Genomic DNA, 18,222 nt, shown 5'->3' on the forward strand with positions numbered 1-18,222 from the left:
AGGCTTATAAATATTTTACTGGATATGAAATTATTAGCGGGTTGGTAATTTTATTAGAGGCATCATAGCTATATTATCTAAATTGACTGATTGTAATAAACTTTGCCAATCTTTTTCAATAGATGTATCATTATAATTAGAAATGCGTATTTGTGCTAGCATATCTAGAGCGTCAAACCAAATCCCTTTTTCAGCATAGATTATAATCTTTTGTCGAGGCTCTTTTGCGGCTTGTAATTGTTGCACAACACGATCCTCTAAATTGATTCTTTTAATGTCTCCTTCTACATATACAGGAATGCTTGCTGTCTTTTGATTACAGCGTACTTTTAAATACCAGCGATATGTCTTACCTACTTCTAATAAAGCAGTACTAGGGAGAGAAATACCAATGATACTTGGCTCTGAAGGTAGGGCGATCGCATTTCTATAAACATCATTTTCGGCGCTATCCTGTAAGCTAAATTCAGCACTTGAGTTAGACAAATCCTTAGTGTAGGGGATATAAAACCAAAACGTAGGTCTTTCTAAAGTGGTTAGTCCCTCTACAGTCCCGATAATTGACTTGTTTATCTGTTTGCCAACCTTTTGTTCCTCTTGAAATGGTACTAAAGCAGTGAGCGGGGTTGAAACCGCAGGGCAATTATCTCGGCTACCCATTCCGGCTCTACGCCCAGATATAGGACTTAATGCAGCAGGTGCTTTTGGTAAAATAAAAACTGGTCGAGAAGTAGGTTGTTGAGGTGAAGCAGGTGTTTTAACTGGTTGTGCAGGTTGTTTATTAGTAATTGGTTGTTTAGTTTGCTCTGTTACTTGTGCTGAATATTGGGTAGTGCTGCTCAAAATCAAAGCAGTTGTTAAGATCCATTTCATTAACTTAACAGGTACGATTTTTGCTTGTTGCTATCGTCAGCATAAAGGTTAATGTAGCATTTGGTTAAATTGATCTTCACCATTTTTGAGGGGATTTCCAGATTTTGACTTAATTACTTCTGGTTCGTCCATTTTTTAGGGAGTTAAGAAAAGCAGATACTAAAAAGTATACCAAAAGGCATATTCACAAAATGACTCGATTAGGCATATGTTCGCAATTATGGCTACTGAACCCATAATTACAAACGAACGAGTCGATGATATATCTATACTTTCAACTTTAAATAGAGCGTTAATCCAACTACGATTTCACCTTAAATTAAACCTCTCCATGAAAACTTGTATATAAGTTTTCTTGTAGATATATTTAGGCATCTTTTATAACTGATTCCAATTGTTGAGACGGCGAATGTGTGTCTCTGAATGTTGAGGCAGGCAAGTACACTGTAAATTGAGTACCTCTGCCTAATTGGCTGTAAACATTGACAAAACCACCGTGATTTTTAACAATACCCAACGCCGTAGAAAGTCCTAAACCTGTACCTTTGCCTACCTCTTTGGTGGTGAAAAATGGTTCAAAAATCCTTTGCTGGACTTCTGACGACATCCCCATACCAGTATCCGTGACTACGATCGCAATATAAGAACCCACTTTCGCATCTATATTTATCTGGGCGGAATGTTCGCCAATCACCAGATTTTCTGCCGCAATCTGAAGAATACCGCCATTGGGCATAGCGTCGCGGGCGTTGATTACTAAGTTTATCAATACCTGATGTAGTTGAGTTATGTCTCCACGAACGTACCAAAGATTTTTAGGGATATTTATTTGGCAACTAATAGATTTGGGGAATGTTTGAGCGATAATTTGCTCAATTTCTGCCATCAAAGGCTGAATTTCCACAATTGTCCGTTTGCTTTCAATACCGCGTGCAAAAGATAACACCTGTTTAAGCAAATTAGCACCGCGTTTCACATTATTTTCTAAAGTTTGCAGTATTTGCTGACTCTGAGAATCAGGCAATTTCTTCTGCAACAGTTGAACTGACATTAAAATTGGCGATAGTATGTTGTTGAGGTCGTGAGCGATACCGCCAGCTAGAGTGCCAATACTCTCCAAACGTTGCGATCGCAGAAGTTGAGCTTCTAGTTGTTTCTGTTGCGTAATCTCAGTGTTCACACTCAAAATGGATTTGGGTTGTTCATTATCATCTCGGATCAGTGTCCACCGACTTTCAACGATAATTACTTTGCCTTCCCTTGTCAGTTGATGCAACTCACCCCGCCACTCACCCGTATCCATCACCTTCAAGTAAGCATCTTCTAGCTGTGGTGAAATCTCTTTATACAAAAGTTGTAAAACATTTTTACCTACAACTTCCTCAGCTTTCCAGCCGTATAGACTCTGGGCACCTTTATTCCAGAATAAAATTTGGTTGTGGATATTTCGTACCAGAATTGCATCCTTTGATACATCTAACAGCGCCGCTTGTTCACGAATTTTCTGTTCTGCCTGTTTTTGCTGGGTTATATCTCGCGTCAGTGCCAAATGGATGAATGTGTTGTCATCAGATTCGTTACGTAGTGGTACGGCATGAGTTTCTATGTAGCGGCGAGTGCCTTTAAATCCCACGATTTCAAACTCCAAAGTGCCCTTGTTACCTTGGCAGACACTTTCATGTAAGTCGGCAAAGGCTGCTTTATACTCTGGCGCAACTACAGCATCAACTGGTTTACCAATCAAGATATCAGCATTTTCCACTTCCATCATTGCCAGCCCTTCTGCATTAATTTCTAAAAGGGTGCCATCCTTGGCAATTAGCTGGATGCATTCTGGTTCTGCATCTATCATCGCTCGTAAACGATTTTCGCTTTGGCGTAGGGCCAGTTCCGTCTGCTGAAGTTGCCTGATATAACGCCACAACAAATCATACAGCAGCGCCACCAGCACCAAATCCACAATCGCAGCGATAAAAAATGTCACTATCGCCTTTTGGGAATTTGCTTGGGACTGCTGCATTTCCTGGTGTAATAAATTTTTCTCGGCTTTCAAAGAGTCGTTAATCAACTGGTGAATCTCTTTGCCAATTTGCTTGTCATTATCAGATAAGATTTGCTGCCGAACTGCTTCTAATCCCTGGTTTTGTCTGAGGGAAATTTCTTGTTGGAGAATCTTAAGTATGTTGGTAATTTTCGGCTCCAGCAAAGCAATCCACTGCTGCTTTTGGCGATTATTGGCAGTTAAATTTTTGAGAATCTGAATATTGCTATTTGTTTGTTGATAAGCTGCAAGATAACCTTGTAAATCATCTGCATCTGCTGTAATTAAATAACTACGTTGTGCAGTTTCAGTATCTTTGAGTGTAGATTGGATACTTTCAATTTGGGTAATAAATTTATAGGAGTATGCTAGCCATTGCTGGTTGTAAATCAGCTTCACAGTGTTGCTATATGAAACTATAGCATTAGTAAATACAACTGCCAATGCTAGGACGAATATTGCTTTCAGCTTTTGGACTCGATACCATTTTTTGCTCATGCGATCGCCCCTTCTGCCGCAGATGCCCTCCATCAGTTAAGATTAAAGATCAAAAACAAATACTGAAAATATTTTAAGGATTTTGATAACACGGGTAGCAAAATACAATATCTTAAAGTTGTAAATATCTGGATTTGTTGGGATGATGATTTATACATAATAGTTACAAATAAATCCGCTAGTTTTTAATATAAATTCATTTTTACAGTAACGTGGGCAATGCAGTTGAGATGGGATATAGCCATTTTCAATCCGGTGAGCTACAGGTATGCAAGGCAATAATACCAAAAATGACTAATGAGCAAACCATCACGTTGCATTGTCTGCAAGACAACTTTTTTACAGAGTCATAGTTTTTACACTGGACTCTGTGTTGAGTGTGGAAATCTTAACTTCAGTAAGCGTCAACAAACTGCTGATTTACGGGGTACAATTGCCATTGTCACAGGAGCCAGGGTCAAGATTGGTCATGGGGTAGCATTGAGACTGTTGCGAAATGGTGCAACTGTGATAGCAACAAGCCGTTTTCCTCATGATGCGGCAAAAAGGTACTCAACAGAGCCAGATTTTCTAGAATGGCAACATCGGTTGCAAATTTACGGACTCGATTTGCGCCATCTCCACAGTGTTGAGCAATTTACCCAACACGTTTGCAAGTTTTATCCGCGACTCGACATTATTATCAATAATGCAGCACAAACAGTGCGTCGTCCGCCTGCGTTTTATCGTCATTTAATTGAGTTTGAATCACTACCTTTCGGGGAACTACCGCCAGAAATACAGGTGTTAGTAAGCCATAATCATGCGGTGAACGCTGAGAATCCGGCACTATTAAGTATTAAAAAAGAAAAACAAGCCACATTTACCGAAAATTCTGCTTTTCTCTCCCAAATTCCTTTAATTACCAAAGATAGCGTAGATAATTCAGCTTTTTTCCCTTTAGGAAGGTATACCGATGATGGAGAACAACTCGACTTGCGTCCCTTTAATAGCTGGCTGATGAAGGATGATGAAGTCAGTATTTTAGAATTATTGGAAGTGCATATAATTAATGCGATCGCTCCATTTGTCATTAGCAGTAGACTCAAGCAATTAATGAGCAACTCCAAAGAAACTAATAAATACATTATTAATGTTTCTTCAATGGAGGGGCGATTTAACGATGTTGACAAACCCTGGCGACATCCCCACACCAATATGGCAAAGGCTGCTCTCAATCAAGTGACCCGTACCTGTGCCAAAGAATACGCTAAACATCGTATTTTTATGAATGCAGTAGACCCTGGCTGGATTAGCTTTCAACACCCCTATCATCAAGTAAAATCCATGCAAGAAGGTGGACTTTATCCTCCCTTTGATATCAACGATGCGGCTGCACGCATTTGTGACCTAATTTATCTAGGAATTAACCAAGGTAAAATACCTTTTGCTAAATTATTCAAAGACTACACAGAAACAGATTGGTAATTTCTGGCAGTGTAGCTTAGTGGTAGAGCGTCCGTTTGCCAGACAGAAGACAACCGTTCGATTCGGTTCGCTGCCCCAGCAACGTAGTTCAAACAGTAGAATTCCTTGGAGTACACCAGGAGATACGGGTGCAATTCCCGTCGTTGCCTTTTAATCAAAAATCTCAAATCTAAAATTGGTATGACCCCGCAAAACCCAATCCACTTCAAGATATTCCGATCAATTGACAACTAAGTTTTTTGAGAGTGTCTTTAAAAGATGTTTGAAAAGTCCTCTTATCATTAGCAAAACGTTGTATATATCCCTAAGTACCCTGATAAATTGGGGTATTTTGATTATTGACATGATTCACGTAATGTGTTAATAATAATAGTTTGTGGAAACTTTACTTCTTAATATAAGCTCTTGGCTAACGTCATTGTCATAGGTGCCCAATGGGGCGATGAAGGAAAAGGTAAAATAACTGACTTACTCAGCCGTTCCGCAGATGTTGTGGTGCGTTACCAAGGGGGTGTCAATGCTGGACACACGATTGTAGTCAAAGGTCAGACCTTTAAACTGCACTTGATTCCCTCTGGAATTTTGTATCCAAATACCGATTGCATTATCGGTTGTGGAACAGTCATCGATCCACAGATTTTGATCGCAGAACTCGACCAACTAAAAGAGTTAAATATTTCCACTGACCACCTGCTGATATCTGAGACAGCCCACGTAACGATGCCTTATCATCGATTGATTGACCAGGCATCTGAAGAACGACGGGGAAGCCATAAGATCGGCACAACAGGTCGGGGCATTGGGCCGACTTATGCTGACAAATCTGAACGTACAGGCATTCGGGTTTTAGACTTGATGGACCCTGATGGGCTGCGCGAGCAGCTGGAGTGGACGATTAATTATAAAAACGTCATTTTAGAAAAGCTTTACAATTTGCCACCTCTAGATCCACAAGAGGTGATTGAGCAATATTTGGGCTATGCAGAACGCTTGCGACCTCACGTTGTTGATACATCGTTGAAAATATCCGATGCGATTCAACGACGACGCAATATTTTGTTTGAAGGCGCACAAGGTACGCTCCTAGACTTAGATCATGGAACTTATCCTTATGTCACCTCCTCTAACCCTGTCGCGGGTGGGGCTTGTGTTGGTACTGGGGTAGGGCCGACAATGATTGACCGGGTAATTGGGGTGTCAAAAGCCTATACAACCCGTGTCGGAGAGGGGCCATTTCCGACTGAATTAGATGGCGAGTTGGGAGAATTGTTGTGCGATCGCGGTGCCGAATTTGGTACAACCACCGGACGCAAACGGCGCTGTGGCTGGTTTGATGCGGTTATTGGTCGCTATGCTGTGCGGATTAACGGCATGGATTGTATGGCCCTGACCAAACTGGATGTTCTCGATGAATTAGAGGAAATCAAAGTTTGTGTGGCTTATGACATAGATGGCCAACGCAGCGAACACTTCCCCACCAGTTCTCGTCAATTTGCTAGATGTCGCCCCATCTACAAAACCTTACCGGGGTGGAAAGTGTCAACAACTCACTGCCGCACCCTAGAAGACTTGCCACAAGCAGCATTGGATTATCTGAAATTCTTAGCCGAATTGATGGAAGTTCCGATCGCGATCGTCTCATTAGGAGCCAGCCGCGATCAAACCATAATCGTAGAAGACCCTATCCACGGGCCCAAACGCGCTTTATTGCACCCCGACGGTACACCTGCTACCCTACTTAGTGCGTAAATTTAGTCATTAGTCATTTGTCATTGGTCATTAGCAAATGACTAATGACAACTGACAAAGGACAACTGACAACTGACAAAGGACAACTTTTATGGCTATTACAGTCGAATCTCAAAAACGTCCAGAAGGTAGCAAGCCAAAAGCTTTGCGCCGTGCTGGATTGATACCTGCCAATTTGTATGGTCATAAGGGTACAGAATCCATTTCTTTGACCATTGAAGCCAAAACTGTTGAGCGTTTGCTCAAAAGAGCTTCCGTCAACAACACCTTGATTGAGTTGAATGTTGCTGATGCACCTTGGCGCGGTAAAACCTTGCTGCGGGAACTTCAGATTCACCCCGCAAAAGGTACGCCTTACCACCTCAGCTTTTTCGCAGTTGCTGGCCACGGCGACACAACTGTAGAAGTACCACTGCGTTTTGTGGGAACTGCTGTTGGTGTCAAACAAGAAGGTGGTTTTTTAGACACCGTTATCACTGAGTTACAAGTGAGCTGTGCGCCGGAAAACATCCCCGAAATAATTGAAATTGATGTCTCTAACCTGCAAATCGGAGACAGCTTGCGTATTCACGAGCTAGTCTTGCCTCAAGGTGTCACAGTTCTTGGTGATACGGAGCGAGTCGTAGTTAGCGTTTCGCAGCCGCAAATCAGTGCTGCTGCTGAGGATGAAGCTGAATCAGCGAGTGAAACAACCTCTGAAGCTACGTAAGTGTGTAATAATTTTTGATGTTAGCCAGGGGGAAACTCCTGGTTTTTTTGTATTTGAACCGCAGAGGCGCAGAGGCGCAAAGGACAGAGATGACAGCGACTCTTCCAGCTTTTATTGAGCAAATGTTGCAGCCGGGATTTTATCCCCATCCGGTAACAGAACCTATTCAACTAATTCAAACCCACATTTCTTATGTGCTGCTGACTGGGGATTATGCCTATAAGGTGAAAAAACCCATGAATTTTGGTTTTTTGGATTTTTCTACCTTAGAGAAGCGGCATCATTTTTGTCAGGAAGAGTTACGGCTAAATCAACGGGGAGCAGGCGAACTGTATTTAGAAGTTTTGCCCATAACTTTGGTAGGAGAGCAATACCAGTTAGGGGGAACGGTTGAGGCTGTAGAATACGTGCTGAAGATGCGCCAGTTTCCTCAAGAGTCGCTATTAAGTACACTTTTTGAAGAAGGTAAGTTAGATGAGACACGCCTAGATGAGTTGGGACGGGTGGTGGCTCAATACCATGCCGAAGCTCAGACGAATGATTACATTCGCACTTTTGGCGAAGTGCCAAATGTTCGCGCTGCCTTTGATGAGAATTATCAGCAAACTGAGAAGTATATTGGTGGCCCCCAGACTCAGGCGCAATTTACAGAAACAAAGCAATATACAGATAACTTTTTTGCCGAACGTCCAGAATTATTTGCTAGCAGAATTCACAACGATTATATTCGTGAATGTCACGGAGACTTACACCTGAAAAATATTGCCCTGTGGCACGATAAAATCTTGCTGTTCGATTGCATTGAGTTTAACGAGCCGTTTCGCTTTGTGGATGTGATGTACGATGTGGCGTTCACGGTGATGGATTTGGAAGCTCGCCAACGCAAAGACTTGGGTAATGCGTTTTTGAATGCCTATATAGAGCAAACTGGAGACTGGGAAGGCTTGCAGGTGCTGCCTTTGTATTTAAGTCGTCAGGCTTATGTCCGAGCTAAGGTAACTTCATTTTTGCTAGACGATCCGAGTGTACCCGCGACGGTGAAGGAAGAAGCGACAAAAACCGCCGCTGACTATTACAAACAGGCTTGGGAGTACACTAAACCAAATCTGGGACAATTAATATTGATGTCGGGATTGTCGGGTTCTGGTAAAAGTACAACAGCAAGGTCTTTAGCCCGTCAACAGGGAGCGATTCACCTGCGTTCGGATGCAGTGCGGAAGCATCTAGGGGGAATTTCTTTGTGGGAAAAGGGTGGCGATGATTTGTATACACCGGAGATGACCGAGAAAACTTACACACGGCTGTTGGAATTGGGAATTATCCTAGCTAAACAAGGTTTTTCGGTGATTTTGGATGCCAAGTATGATAAGCAGCAATTGCGGCAAGAAGCGATCGCACAAGCTACAAAACATCAACTTCCCCTTCAGATTATCCAATGCACAGCACCGCTGGAAGTTCTAAAAGAGCGTTTGAACAATCGCACTGGTGATATTGCTGATGCCACCGCCGATTTATTAGCCTCACAAATCAAACAAGCTGAACCTTTCACTGAAAAGGAACAACCTTATGTAAAGATTTGGGATACAACTCAGCCACAACAGGCACAATTAAAATAATTCGTAATTCGTAATGACGCTCTCTACGAGACGCTAAAAGCGAACGCGGACTCGCTAACGTAATTCGTAATTTTCGATTTAATTACGAGTTACGAATTACGAATTAGTAATTAGTTAAATAAGTTTTTTATTTTATGGCAGACAAAAAGAACGACTTGTTCAGTATTTCTCCTAGCTTCTTTTCTCAACTATTATTTGGGGCATTTTTAACATTTATATTAATAATGACTGGCTCTGCACCAGCCCTGAGCATATTCTTAGGAATCATGGGCGGTTTTATCTTAAGCTGGATCGCAAATTTAACTGATAATAGTCCCCAAGCTCCAGCTGTCGCCTCATCTGATGGTGTCGATACAGGATTGAAATACTGGTTATTTTTCATGCTGGGCTTTGTATATTTGGGCTATCCCGCACCCATGAGTATCTTACTAGGTGGATTAGGCGCTTTAGCTGGAGGCTGGATTACTGCTTGGTGGGGAAGTAAGGAAGAAACTAGAACTCAGTTGCAAGTTGAAGAATCAGAAGAGACAGAAGTTGAATCAACGAATGAAAGGATCAACAAACGGCAAATCAGAAAAGCCGGTCGCCGTTACCGTCGCGCTCCTGGCAGTGGTTTCAATTACAAGTTTTGGGAAAGGTAGTAATTTGGGAATTGAGTGTTGAAAAGAGGCAGAGGGGCGGAGGGGCAGAGGGGCAGAGGGGCAGAGGGGCAGAGGGGAAAGATTTACTTGCTACTTCTCCTCTTCTCCCCTGCTCCCCTGCTCCCCTGCTCCCCTGCTTCCCTGCCCCACGCCCTAACAATATGTTCTTATATCTATCCAAATTACTGCCACTATTTTTTTATCCACTAGGATTAGCCTGTGTAAGCTTGGTAGTAGCGTTAGTGACTTTGTGGAGACGACCACGGGCTGCTGCGATCGCAATTGCTTTTTCCCTAATTTTATTGCTATTTTGTAGCAATGCTTGGATCGCTAAATCATTAGTGCGATCGCTAGAATGGCAAAATCTTCCACTTGCCCAAATACCTAATGCAGAAGCGATTGTAGTTTTGGGTGGCGCAACGAAATCAGCTTTTCCCCCTAGACCTACTGTTGATTTGAGTGAAGCAGGCGATCGCGTTATCTACGCGGCACAACTCTATCGCCAGAAAAAAGCGCCTATAATCATTCTGAGCGGGGGACGCATTGATTGGCGTGGAAGTGGTTCTCCAGAATCAGCAGATATGGCCACAATACTCACATCCATTGGTATTCCAGCTGAGGCGATTATCCAAGAACCTGACTCTCTCAATACTTATCAAAATGCTGTAAATGTCCGCAAAATCTTGTTATCTCGTGGGATAAATCAAGTATTATTAGTAACTTCGGCAATGCATATACCGCGATCGCTTCAGATTTTCCAGCGTCAAGGAATCAATGCTATTCCTGCACCCACTGACTTTTTAGTTAGTGAGGGTGAGTTGCAAGAACTCGGTAGTACTCCCAAAGCCGCTATACTCAATTTATTACCTGATACTGACAACTTACACCAATTTACCATCGCTTTAAAAGAGTATATTGGTTCTTTAGTTTATCGCTTACGCGGTTGGCTTTAATTAAAGTTAGGAGTTGTTATAAAGTTATGAGTTATGAATTATGAGTTATTAATTAAGAAGTGCGGTAATTACCTGAATTCAAAACTTCCGACTCCCGACTCTTAATTTTATGTCAAAAAATTTACCTTATATTATTCCAGTTGCTCAACCTGAAGTTGAGGAAGCTTTTGCCGCTTACCAAACAACCCATCAGTTTTACCACGAAGTTCGGTCACGGTCAGAGTTTCAGCGTTATTGTGATTGGTATTATACAACAGCAGAACAAAACCGCCAAGACCTTAAAAGAATGCGCGGCGAACTGAATATTTTTCAGTGGTTTCGCCGCCGATAAGTGATTTAGATGATTTCTAACTCATTTTCACGTAAATGGGCTTTAAACTTTTTACCAAACTGGACTACAATCGGCAGATTAGCGCTTACTGGTCTGTCTCGCCATTGGGTGGCAATAGCTACTACATCGCCTTCTGTACCTTTGATATCAAAAGGCTGATTCCGATGTTCAGGATGATGATACACCACTACCGAATCTTTAACGCGGACGCGATCGCCAACTTTCATAACAACATTTACACCTAGCATTTTCTTTTCCACAAGTATCTGCTACAAAATATATGATTAAATCGCTTAGAATTTGATTTAATCAGCTATTTCTTGACGCTTCATCGGGGTGCAACGGCTTAACCCTCTGCGTCCAGGCACGTCTTAGCAATCCGCGCGTACTTTTTTCTGTTTTTTGCCACGTTAATAAGTATCGCCCATAGCCTTTCTCTTTAACCCAGAAGCAGGGAAATGAAAGAAAATCAGGCGATATCGGATGTGCTTAGTACTTTGACAAGATATCCAACCCTTTTATCTTGACGCTAGGATGTTCCCCAGGTCAACTCTCTCACGAATGTTTCGTGTATGGCAGATGCTTGGTAATTGCGATCGCTCGTTTGAAAGCAACCGCGATGCCTGCAAAGGCAAGCTAACCAATGCTAAAAAAGTTTTCTAAGTATAATTAACTACTATACTAAATCAAACAACTTTTGCTTGAGACGCGTGATGCTGGAATTTTGGAAAAGCCTTCTTGCTTATAAACAGTTTATTCCCCACGGTCATTGCTATCTCTGGAAACTAGAATTAGTGGGGTTGCATGTTGTATCTGATAGTTTGATTGCGCTTGCTTACTATTCTATTCCGATCGCACTACTTTATTTTGTCCGCAAGCGCCAAGATTTTTTCTTCAAGTGGGTGTTTGTCCTATTTGCAATATTTATTGTTACTTGTGGTACTACGCACGTCATGGACATTTTGACGCTCTGGTATCCAACTTATTGGTTGAGTGGTTTAATCAAAGCTATTACAGCCATAGTTTCACTGTATACAGCTTGTGAACTTATACCTTTGATGCCAAAAGCAGTTGCTTTCCCCAGTTCTGCACAACTGGAGGCAGCTAATCGAGAACTGGAGCGGGAAATTAGCGAACGCAAACAGGCAGAACTCGCATTACAAGAGCGGGAAGCTATGTTGCGGCGAATTGGCGATAATCTGCCCAATGGGGCAATTTATAAGGTAATCCGCGAATTTGATGGCAGCGATCGCTTTTCTTATATAAGCGCGGGGATTGAAAGACTGATGGAAGTTAGGGCAGAAGATGCACTGAAAGATTCAAGTTTGCTCTATCGCCAGTTTATTCCAGAAGATGTACCACTTTTCCAGGCAGCAGAGGATGAATCGTGGCGGAATCTCTGGGTGTTTGATATACAAGTGCGAATCCAAACGCCGAGCGCTCGGCTAAAATGGTTACATTTTCGTTCTACGCCACGTCAGTTGCAGAATGGCTGTGTGGCTTGGGATGGGCTGGTAGTGGATATTACCGATCTCAAGTGTGCTGAAGAGACACTACGCAAGAATGAAAGCTTATTAGAAGAATCTCAGCGAGTTGCTCGTCTCGGTAATTGGGAATTTGATATTGCCAGTGGCAAAATTACCTGGTCAAAGCAATTGTTCGGCCTCTTTAATCGAGATCCCGCGCTTCTTGAGCCGAACTACCAAGAAAATCTGCAACTGTACTGGCCAGAAGATGCAGGAAAATTAGCCCAAGCAATTGAGCGGGCAATGTCAACTGGCGAATCCTACAAACTCATTCTGCGTACATCTCCAACTTACGGGTCTACTATTTATATTGAGGGGATTGGATATGCAGAATTCAACGCGGATGGAAAAGTAATTCGTCTCTATGGAACTGCCCAAGATGTTACAGAACGGCAAGTCGCACTCAATGAACGCAAACAAGCCGAGGAAGAACTCCGACGCAGTGAAACGCTGCTAGCTACTGCTCAAAAGATTTCCCATCTGGGCAGTTGGGAATGGCATTTAGAGTCTCAAAGACAAATTTGGTCAGCCGAAACCTTCCGCATCTTCGGTTTAAATCCTGCTGAATCAGTACCGACGCAGGCTGCATTTCTCCAGATGCTTCACCCAGAAGACCGACCAGGGTTGCAGAGGCATTTACTAAAGTCGATCGCCAATAAAACTCCTTTCAATCTTGAATATCGCATTGTCCGACCTGATGGCTCATTACGCTACCTGGAGTCCAGAGCAGAGGTAGCTTATGATACTCAAGGTAAAACTATTAGACTGTATGGAGCTATTCAAGATATTACAGAACGTAAAGAAAGCGAGTTAGAACTCACCAAGAGCCGCGACTTGCTAGAAGCTGTCTTTAACGAATCCGCTGATGCGCTCTTTTTGGTAGACACAGAAACGTTACTGACCATAGACTGTAATAATCGTGCAGTAGAATTATTTGCAGCCTCAAGCAAAGCTGAACTCATTAATATTGAAGGTCATACTTTACAAAAAGAGCAGTTTACTTCTGATGAACTAACCAGCATTGTCGAAGAAATTAACCAGCAAAGGTTGTGGAGTCGCGAAATTGAATACCTCACCAAGCAGGGCAATTGCTTTTGGGGAAACATGGCAATTAAACAAATCAGGGTTGCTGACCGAGTGATGAATTTGGTACGAGTTACGGATATCAGCCCTAAGAAGCGGATCGAAGAAGAACGCCAACGAGCAGAAGTAGCCTTAGCCAAAAGTGAAGAACAACTCAGGCTGACAATGGAATTTAACCATATCGCTAGTTGGGATTGGAATTTGCTTGAGGGGACAGTCATCTGGAACGACAACCATTTCCGTTTGTTAGGGTTAGAACCAGAAACATCATCAGCTAAATACCAGGTATGGCGCAATGCTATTCATCCAGAGGATATTGACCGAGTTGAACAGGCTCTATTCAACGCTATAACTCAGCATACTAATTATGAAGCTGAATATCGGGTGATTCATCCCGATGGCAAGGTGCGCTGGATAACTGGAAAAGGACGCAGTATTTACAACGAAGCAGGTAAAGCTGTGCGGATGTTGGGTGTGCTGATTGATATCAGCGATCGCAAGCAAGCAGAAATTGCTTTGAAAGAAAGCGAGATTCGCTACCGTGCCATTGTCGAAGATCAGACTGAACTCATCACCCGATATTTACCAGACGGTACACTCACCTTTGTCAACCAAGCTTATGCACTTTATTTTGGGCGATCGCCAGAGCAACTGATCGGCAGCCGCTATCAACCGATTATCTTTGAGGAAGATCGGGAGCGAGTTGCTCAATTAATAGCTTCACTGAGTGCTGATAATCCTGTTGTCATCATTGAGAATCGCGTCGTTGTGGCAAATAAGGTGCGTTGGACTCAGTGGCATAACCGAATGCTGTTTGATGAGCAAGGATGCTTTATCGAATTTCAGTCAGTGGGACGCGATATCACAGCCCTCAAACAAATTGAAGAAACACTTTTTCAAGAAAAAGAATTAGCTCAGGTGACGTTGCAATCCATTGGAGATGCAGTTATAACCACAGATGCCTCTAGCAGGATTCAATACCTCAATCCCATTGCAGAATCTCTGCTCGAATGTAGTGAAGCATTTGCACGAGGGTTGCCGTTAAAAGAAGTCTTGAGAATTGTGCATGAAACGACACGGGAGGTAGTTCAGAACCCAATTGAGCAAGCGTTACAGGAAAATCGAATTGTGAGTTTAGCAAACCATACCGTCTTAATTACTGAGAGCGATCAAGAGATTGCAATTCAAGATTCCGCCGCGCCCATTCGCAATCGTGAGGGACAAGTTATTGGCGCGGTTATGGTGTTTCATGACGTGACTCAGAACCGCCAGCTTTCGCGTCAGCTATCCTGGCAGGCAAGCCATGATGCCTTAACCGGATTGGTGAATCGCCAGGAGTTTGAGCGGCGGGTTGAACAAGCATTGCGCCTTGCCAAGTTAGACTACCAGGTTTATGCGTTGTGCTATTTGGATCTTGATCGCTTCAAAATTGTCAATGATACCTGTGGTCATCTGGCTGGAGACGAATTACTGCGTCAAATTACCGCCTTGTTGCAGGAGAAGATTCGGAAAACTGATACACTCGCACGCTTAGGCGGCGATGAATTTGGCTTATTGCTCACTCAGTGTACACAGGAGGAAGCTTTACGAGTTGCCAACAATCTGCTTTCATGTGTTCAAGAGTTCCGGTTTGTTTGGCAAGAGCAGGTATTCTCAATTGGAGTAAGTATCGGCTTGGTTGGTATTGACAGGAACAGCGAGAGCCTTGCAGAGATGATCAGCACGGCTGACGCCGCTTGCTATACCGCGAAGCACCGGGGGCGCAATCGCGTGTATGTTGCTCAGACTGACGACCAGGAGCGACTGCAACAGCGTGGCCAGATGCAGTGGGTCAACCGCATTTCTCAAGCATTAGAAAGTGATTGCTTTTGTCTCTATGCTCAAAGAATTACCGCGATCGCTCCGGCAGATCAAAACGGCGACCATTATGAAGTGCTGCTGCGGCTCCGGGATGAGCAGGGAAATTTAGTGCTGCCGATGGCGTTTATTCCAGCAGCAGAACGCTACAACTTGATGCACCTGATCGATCGGTGGGTAATTCAGACTCTGTTCAAAAATTGGTCAACGCTTGTTGGCGATAAACAAAGCATCTATGCGATTAACCTTTCTGGCTCTAGCATCAACGACGATCAGTTTATTGACTTTCTGTATGAGCAGTTTAGCCTACACTCCATCTCACCCCAGTGCATTTGCTTTGAGATTACCGAAACTGTAGCGATCGCTAACCTCATCAAAGCCAAGCAGTTCATTCAGTCACTTCAACAGATGGGCTGTCGCTTCGCGTTAGACGATTTTGGGGTGGGGATGTCGTCGTTTGCTTATCTCAAGTCTCTGCCTGTGGATTACCTCAAAATTGACGGGAGCTTTATTCGTAACATTGTCGATAATCCTGTAGATAATGCGATTGTCACAGCTATCACGCAGATTGGTAGTGTTATGGGTATTCAGACGATCGCAGAGTTTGTGGAGAATGACGCGATTTTAGAGCGAATTACGACACTAGGAATTGATTACGCACAGGGATACGGCATTGCACTACCTCACCCATTGGGCTAGTTTCCAATAGGGTTCGGATAAGCAGGGGAGGCTGGGGAGCGCGATCGCTACTTTTTTCTCCGTCACTCTCAATGTACAAGTAGTTCTTGTCAACATTGCAACATTCCTCATCAACATTACAATATCCATAAGGAACATTGTAATATTCCTCATCAACATTACAATATTCCTTATCAATGCTGGAACATTTCTCATCAACATTACAATATCTATAAGGAACATTGTAATATTTCTCATCAACATTAGAATATTCCTTATCAATGCTGGAACATTTCTCATCAACATTAGAATATTTCTGTATAACCTATTTCCCAGTCGGACATATTTGCTGCACTCGCTGGGTAAGTTACTGACACACTTGCTGAATATCCTTGAGGATTAATTTGCCACAACCAATAAACGAAGTTATCTGGGTTGATTCCGGTTATGACGTTGATAAAGAAAGCGCTTTCAGTTTAGCTGATGATTCAAGCTCATGTTGAAATCATAGGGTATACTGAGCAAGAATGGAAGGTTTTGCCCAAACGTTGAGTAGTAGAAAGAACATTTGGTTGGTTTAACCACTACCGTCGTCTCAGTAAGGATTATGAACGTCTTCCAGAAATGAGTGAAGCTGCCATATATGCCGTTATGACTGATTAATTTTGTATTTCTTATTCCCAGCGATCGCTTCATCTGTTAAATGCGTATTTTTATACTAAAACTGGGTATTACAAATAAGTACTTTTGATCGAATAGGTTTTCAAAGATGATTTTAAGCCTTAGAAATACTAGTGCTGTGTGTGCCGTATTTTTATTAGTCAGTGTCAGCAGTTTTCACAAATCAGCCATAGCCAATATAAATAACCAGTCCCAATTGATAGCGCAGCAGAGTAAAACTCAGGTAAACCCAGTTTTTAAATCTATTCTGCCTAAATTAAAGCAAAAAACTCAAATTCGGATTCTTTTACCAAAGTTTATTCCTGAGTCAGATGGGGAAAATCCAATTTATGCAACTATAGAAGCTGCTACGCAAAAAAAGTATGATATTTTACTGGGTTACACTCCCGACTGTAATGGTGCTTCTGCCTGTCGTTTAGGCGTTGTTTCTGCTGAAGCCGTAACCCGCAAAACACCCAGCCTGACTGGGAAACGTGTATCCTTAGCTAAGGGAATTACTGGCTATTTTGTAGATTTTACTTGTGGTGCTGGTTGCTCAGATGCTACCTTGACTTGGAGACAACAGGGTGTGCAATATGTTTTTGGATTAAAAGCAGGCGATCGCACTTCTTTAGTAAAAATGGCTAATTCTGCGATTAATCCCTAGTTCACGTCATTTGATTGTACTTCCCAACGAAACAGCCGCGGCAATTGAGATACATCTATGGCGTAGTTAACAATCCACAGCACCAATTCAAAAATCAATAAATATCGTACCCACTGCAACTCGCTTGTAGAATCCAAAAGTGTCAAACCCTCATACAACTGCCAAAAGCGGTAAGGGAGATATATATAAGGAACCATCACCCAGACGACATTTTGTAACTGCCTAAGTGTCACTCTTTCAGAGATGATTTGCAACCCTAAGACGATAAAATACCAAGCAAGCACAGCTAACACCGTGCGATCGCCCCACCATACACCCCACAATAGCATAACCACTAATGGCGGCACTACTGCTAGCAGTTGCACTGAGCCAAACCAGATTTTATACCAACCGGGAAATGGTAAAGGTAGAGTATAAGGCTTGGCGTTTTTCCATCCCCAGTTCACAACCACAATAAAAAGCGTGGCAATAAGGAAAAAGAGGAGATTTTCTAGGAATAGATACAGGTTGATGTTTAAGGAAGTCATGGGAGTATTATCAAACTCTGATGTTTGTGTGTCATGCTCTTCAAGTAGTATTTTTGCTATTTACTGATAACAGGTTTTAGGTTGTTATATCATGTCCGCCTAATTAGTTATGATTTCCACAGTCATTACACCCCACACGCCAGATGCTCCACTTGGGGAGACCCCAAGACCGCACTGGCTCCCCTTAATCCCAGGGCTGTTTCATTCCCTAAAAGTCCTTAATTTACAAGCGTATCAGTCAAAAAAATCAGGTTGTTAACAATCCAATTCAGACAAAAACCAGGCGATCGCACTTAAATTTATCGGTTGAAGCCGTAATTTTTCGATTACCAACTTACTCAAATTT

Annotated in this window: 13 protein-coding genes, 1 tRNA gene and 1 pseudogene; 11 read left to right on the forward strand and 4 right to left on the reverse strand. The window is 42.6% G+C overall.

The genetic code is table 11. The annotated features are described in order from the left end of the window. Nucleotides 1-33: 33 nt before the first annotated feature. Together RMY27_RS09800 and RMY27_RS09805 are read right to left on the reverse strand one after the other, a co-directional pair. Nucleotides 34-873 (reverse strand): DUF928 domain-containing protein, encoded by an 840-nt coding sequence (locus RMY27_RS09800; protein WP_322662670.1) that lies wholly within the window; start codon nt 871-873, stop codon nt 34-36. 367 nt (nt 874-1,240) lie between these two features. After that, nucleotides 1,241-3,412 carry a PAS domain S-box protein gene (locus tag RMY27_RS09805; protein WP_322662671.1) on the reverse strand — a complete coding sequence of 724 codons (2,172 nt, stop codon included), beginning with the start codon at nt 3,410-3,412 and terminating at the stop codon, nt 1,241-1,243. A 297-nt stretch (nt 3,413-3,709) separates the two neighbouring features. On the opposite strand from RMY27_RS09805, the gene RMY27_RS09810 reads away from it, so the two are divergent. From RMY27_RS09810 to RMY27_RS09845, 8 genes are all read left to right on the forward strand, one after another. Then, entirely contained in the window at nt 3,710-4,879 is a 1,170-nt protein-coding gene (locus RMY27_RS09810) for an SDR family oxidoreductase (protein WP_322662673.1), read from the forward strand. Nucleotides 4,880-4,884: 5 nt separating this feature from the next. Further along, a tRNA-Gly gene (locus RMY27_RS09815) sits at nt 4,885-4,955 on the forward strand. 329 nt (nt 4,956-5,284) lie between these two features. Continuing rightward, nucleotides 5,285-6,628: an adenylosuccinate synthase gene (locus tag RMY27_RS09820; RefSeq protein WP_322662675.1), complete on the forward strand. Its 1,344-nt coding sequence runs from the start codon at nt 5,285-5,287 to the stop codon at nt 6,626-6,628. Nucleotides 6,629-6,719: 91 nt separating this feature from the next. Next, the gene (locus RMY27_RS09825) at nt 6,720-7,337 is read left to right on the forward strand and encodes a 50S ribosomal protein L25/general stress protein Ctc (protein ID WP_322662676.1); all 618 of its coding nucleotides are present in this window, start codon (nt 6,720-6,722) and stop codon (nt 7,335-7,337) included. Between the two features lie 89 nt (nt 7,338-7,426). Continuing rightward, nucleotides 7,427-8,953: an AAA family ATPase gene (locus tag RMY27_RS09830; RefSeq protein WP_322662678.1), complete on the forward strand. Its 1,527-nt coding sequence runs from the start codon at nt 7,427-7,429 to the stop codon at nt 8,951-8,953. Nucleotides 8,954-9,087: 134 nt separating this feature from the next. Continuing rightward, nucleotides 9,088-9,594, forward strand: coding sequence for a hypothetical protein (locus RMY27_RS09835; RefSeq protein ID WP_194044631.1), 507 nt, complete (start codon nt 9,088-9,090; stop codon nt 9,592-9,594). 161 nt (nt 9,595-9,755) lie between these two features. Beyond that, nucleotides 9,756-10,547, forward strand: coding sequence for a YdcF family protein (locus RMY27_RS09840; protein WP_322662681.1), 792 nt, complete (start codon nt 9,756-9,758; stop codon nt 10,545-10,547). A 109-nt stretch (nt 10,548-10,656) separates the two neighbouring features. Then, complete coding sequence (locus tag RMY27_RS09845) at nt 10,657-10,878, forward strand: hypothetical protein (protein WP_322662683.1); 222 nt, start codon at nt 10,657-10,659, stop codon at nt 10,876-10,878. 5 nt (nt 10,879-10,883) lie between these two features. On the opposite strand, the gene RMY27_RS09850 is transcribed toward RMY27_RS09845, so the two are convergent. Continuing rightward, nucleotides 10,884-11,105: a ferredoxin-thioredoxin reductase variable chain gene (locus tag RMY27_RS09850; protein ID WP_416211729.1), complete on the reverse strand. Its 222-nt coding sequence runs from the start codon at nt 11,103-11,105 to the stop codon at nt 10,884-10,886. 486 nt (nt 11,106-11,591) lie between these two features. On the opposite strand from RMY27_RS09850, the gene RMY27_RS09855 reads away from it, so the two are divergent. The 3 genes and pseudogenes from RMY27_RS09855 (at nt 11,592) to RMY27_RS09865 (ending at nt 17,349) form a co-directional block, all read left to right on the forward strand. Beyond that, nucleotides 11,592-16,043 (forward strand): bifunctional diguanylate cyclase/phosphodiesterase, encoded by a 4,452-nt coding sequence (locus RMY27_RS09855; RefSeq protein ID WP_322662685.1) that lies wholly within the window; start codon nt 11,592-11,594, stop codon nt 16,041-16,043. Nucleotides 16,044-16,550: 507 nt separating this feature from the next. Further along, a pseudogene (locus tag RMY27_RS09860) lies at nt 16,551-16,685 on the forward strand (transposase); the annotation flags it as partial. Nucleotides 16,686-16,791: 106 nt separating this feature from the next. Continuing rightward, on the forward strand, nt 16,792-17,349 hold the full coding sequence (locus tag RMY27_RS09865; RefSeq protein ID WP_322662687.1) for a hypothetical protein: 558 nt from the start codon (nt 16,792-16,794) through the stop codon (nt 17,347-17,349). Here RMY27_RS09865 and RMY27_RS09870 read toward each other — a convergent pair. Next, nucleotides 17,346-17,876, reverse strand: a complete 531-nt coding sequence (locus tag RMY27_RS09870) for a hypothetical protein (protein WP_322662689.1) — start codon at nt 17,874-17,876, stop codon at nt 17,346-17,348. The genes RMY27_RS09865 and RMY27_RS09870 overlap by 4 nt on opposite strands. Nucleotides 17,877-18,222: the final 346 nt, after the last annotated feature.

Origin of the sequence: Nostoc sp. DedQUE09 (assembly GCF_034530915.1) — a bacterium.
Taxonomy (GTDB): domain Bacteria; phylum Cyanobacteriota; class Cyanobacteriia; order Cyanobacteriales; family Nostocaceae; genus Nostoc.

Coding starts and splice junctions, on each gene's coding strand:
- RMY27_RS09810 (WP_322662673.1), top strand. CDS start 3,710: ATGAGCAAACCATCACGTTGCATTGTCTGCAAGACAACTTTTTTACAG.
- RMY27_RS09855 (WP_322662685.1), top strand. CDS start 11,592: ATGCTGGAATTTTGGAAAAGCCTTCTTGCTTATAAACAGTTTATTCCC.
- RMY27_RS09870 (WP_322662689.1), bottom strand. CDS start 17,876: ATGACTTCCTTAAACATCAACCTGTATCTATTCCTAGAAAATCTCCTC.
- RMY27_RS09850 (WP_416211729.1), bottom strand. CDS start 11,105: ATGAAAGTTGGCGATCGCGTCCGCGTTAAAGATTCGGTAGTGGTGTAT.
- RMY27_RS09840 (WP_322662681.1), top strand. CDS start 9,756: ATGTTCTTATATCTATCCAAATTACTGCCACTATTTTTTTATCCACTA.
- RMY27_RS09865 (WP_322662687.1), top strand. CDS start 16,792: ATGATTTTAAGCCTTAGAAATACTAGTGCTGTGTGTGCCGTATTTTTA.
- RMY27_RS09800 (WP_322662670.1), bottom strand. CDS start 873: ATGAAATGGATCTTAACAACTGCTTTGATTTTGAGCAGCACTACCCAA.
- RMY27_RS09845 (WP_322662683.1), top strand. CDS start 10,657: ATGTCAAAAAATTTACCTTATATTATTCCAGTTGCTCAACCTGAAGTT.
- RMY27_RS09835 (WP_194044631.1), top strand. CDS start 9,088: ATGGCAGACAAAAAGAACGACTTGTTCAGTATTTCTCCTAGCTTCTTT.
- RMY27_RS09825 (WP_322662676.1), top strand. CDS start 6,720: ATGGCTATTACAGTCGAATCTCAAAAACGTCCAGAAGGTAGCAAGCCA.
- RMY27_RS09830 (WP_322662678.1), top strand. CDS start 7,427: ATGACAGCGACTCTTCCAGCTTTTATTGAGCAAATGTTGCAGCCGGGA.
- RMY27_RS09805 (WP_322662671.1), bottom strand. CDS start 3,412: ATGAGCAAAAAATGGTATCGAGTCCAAAAGCTGAAAGCAATATTCGTC.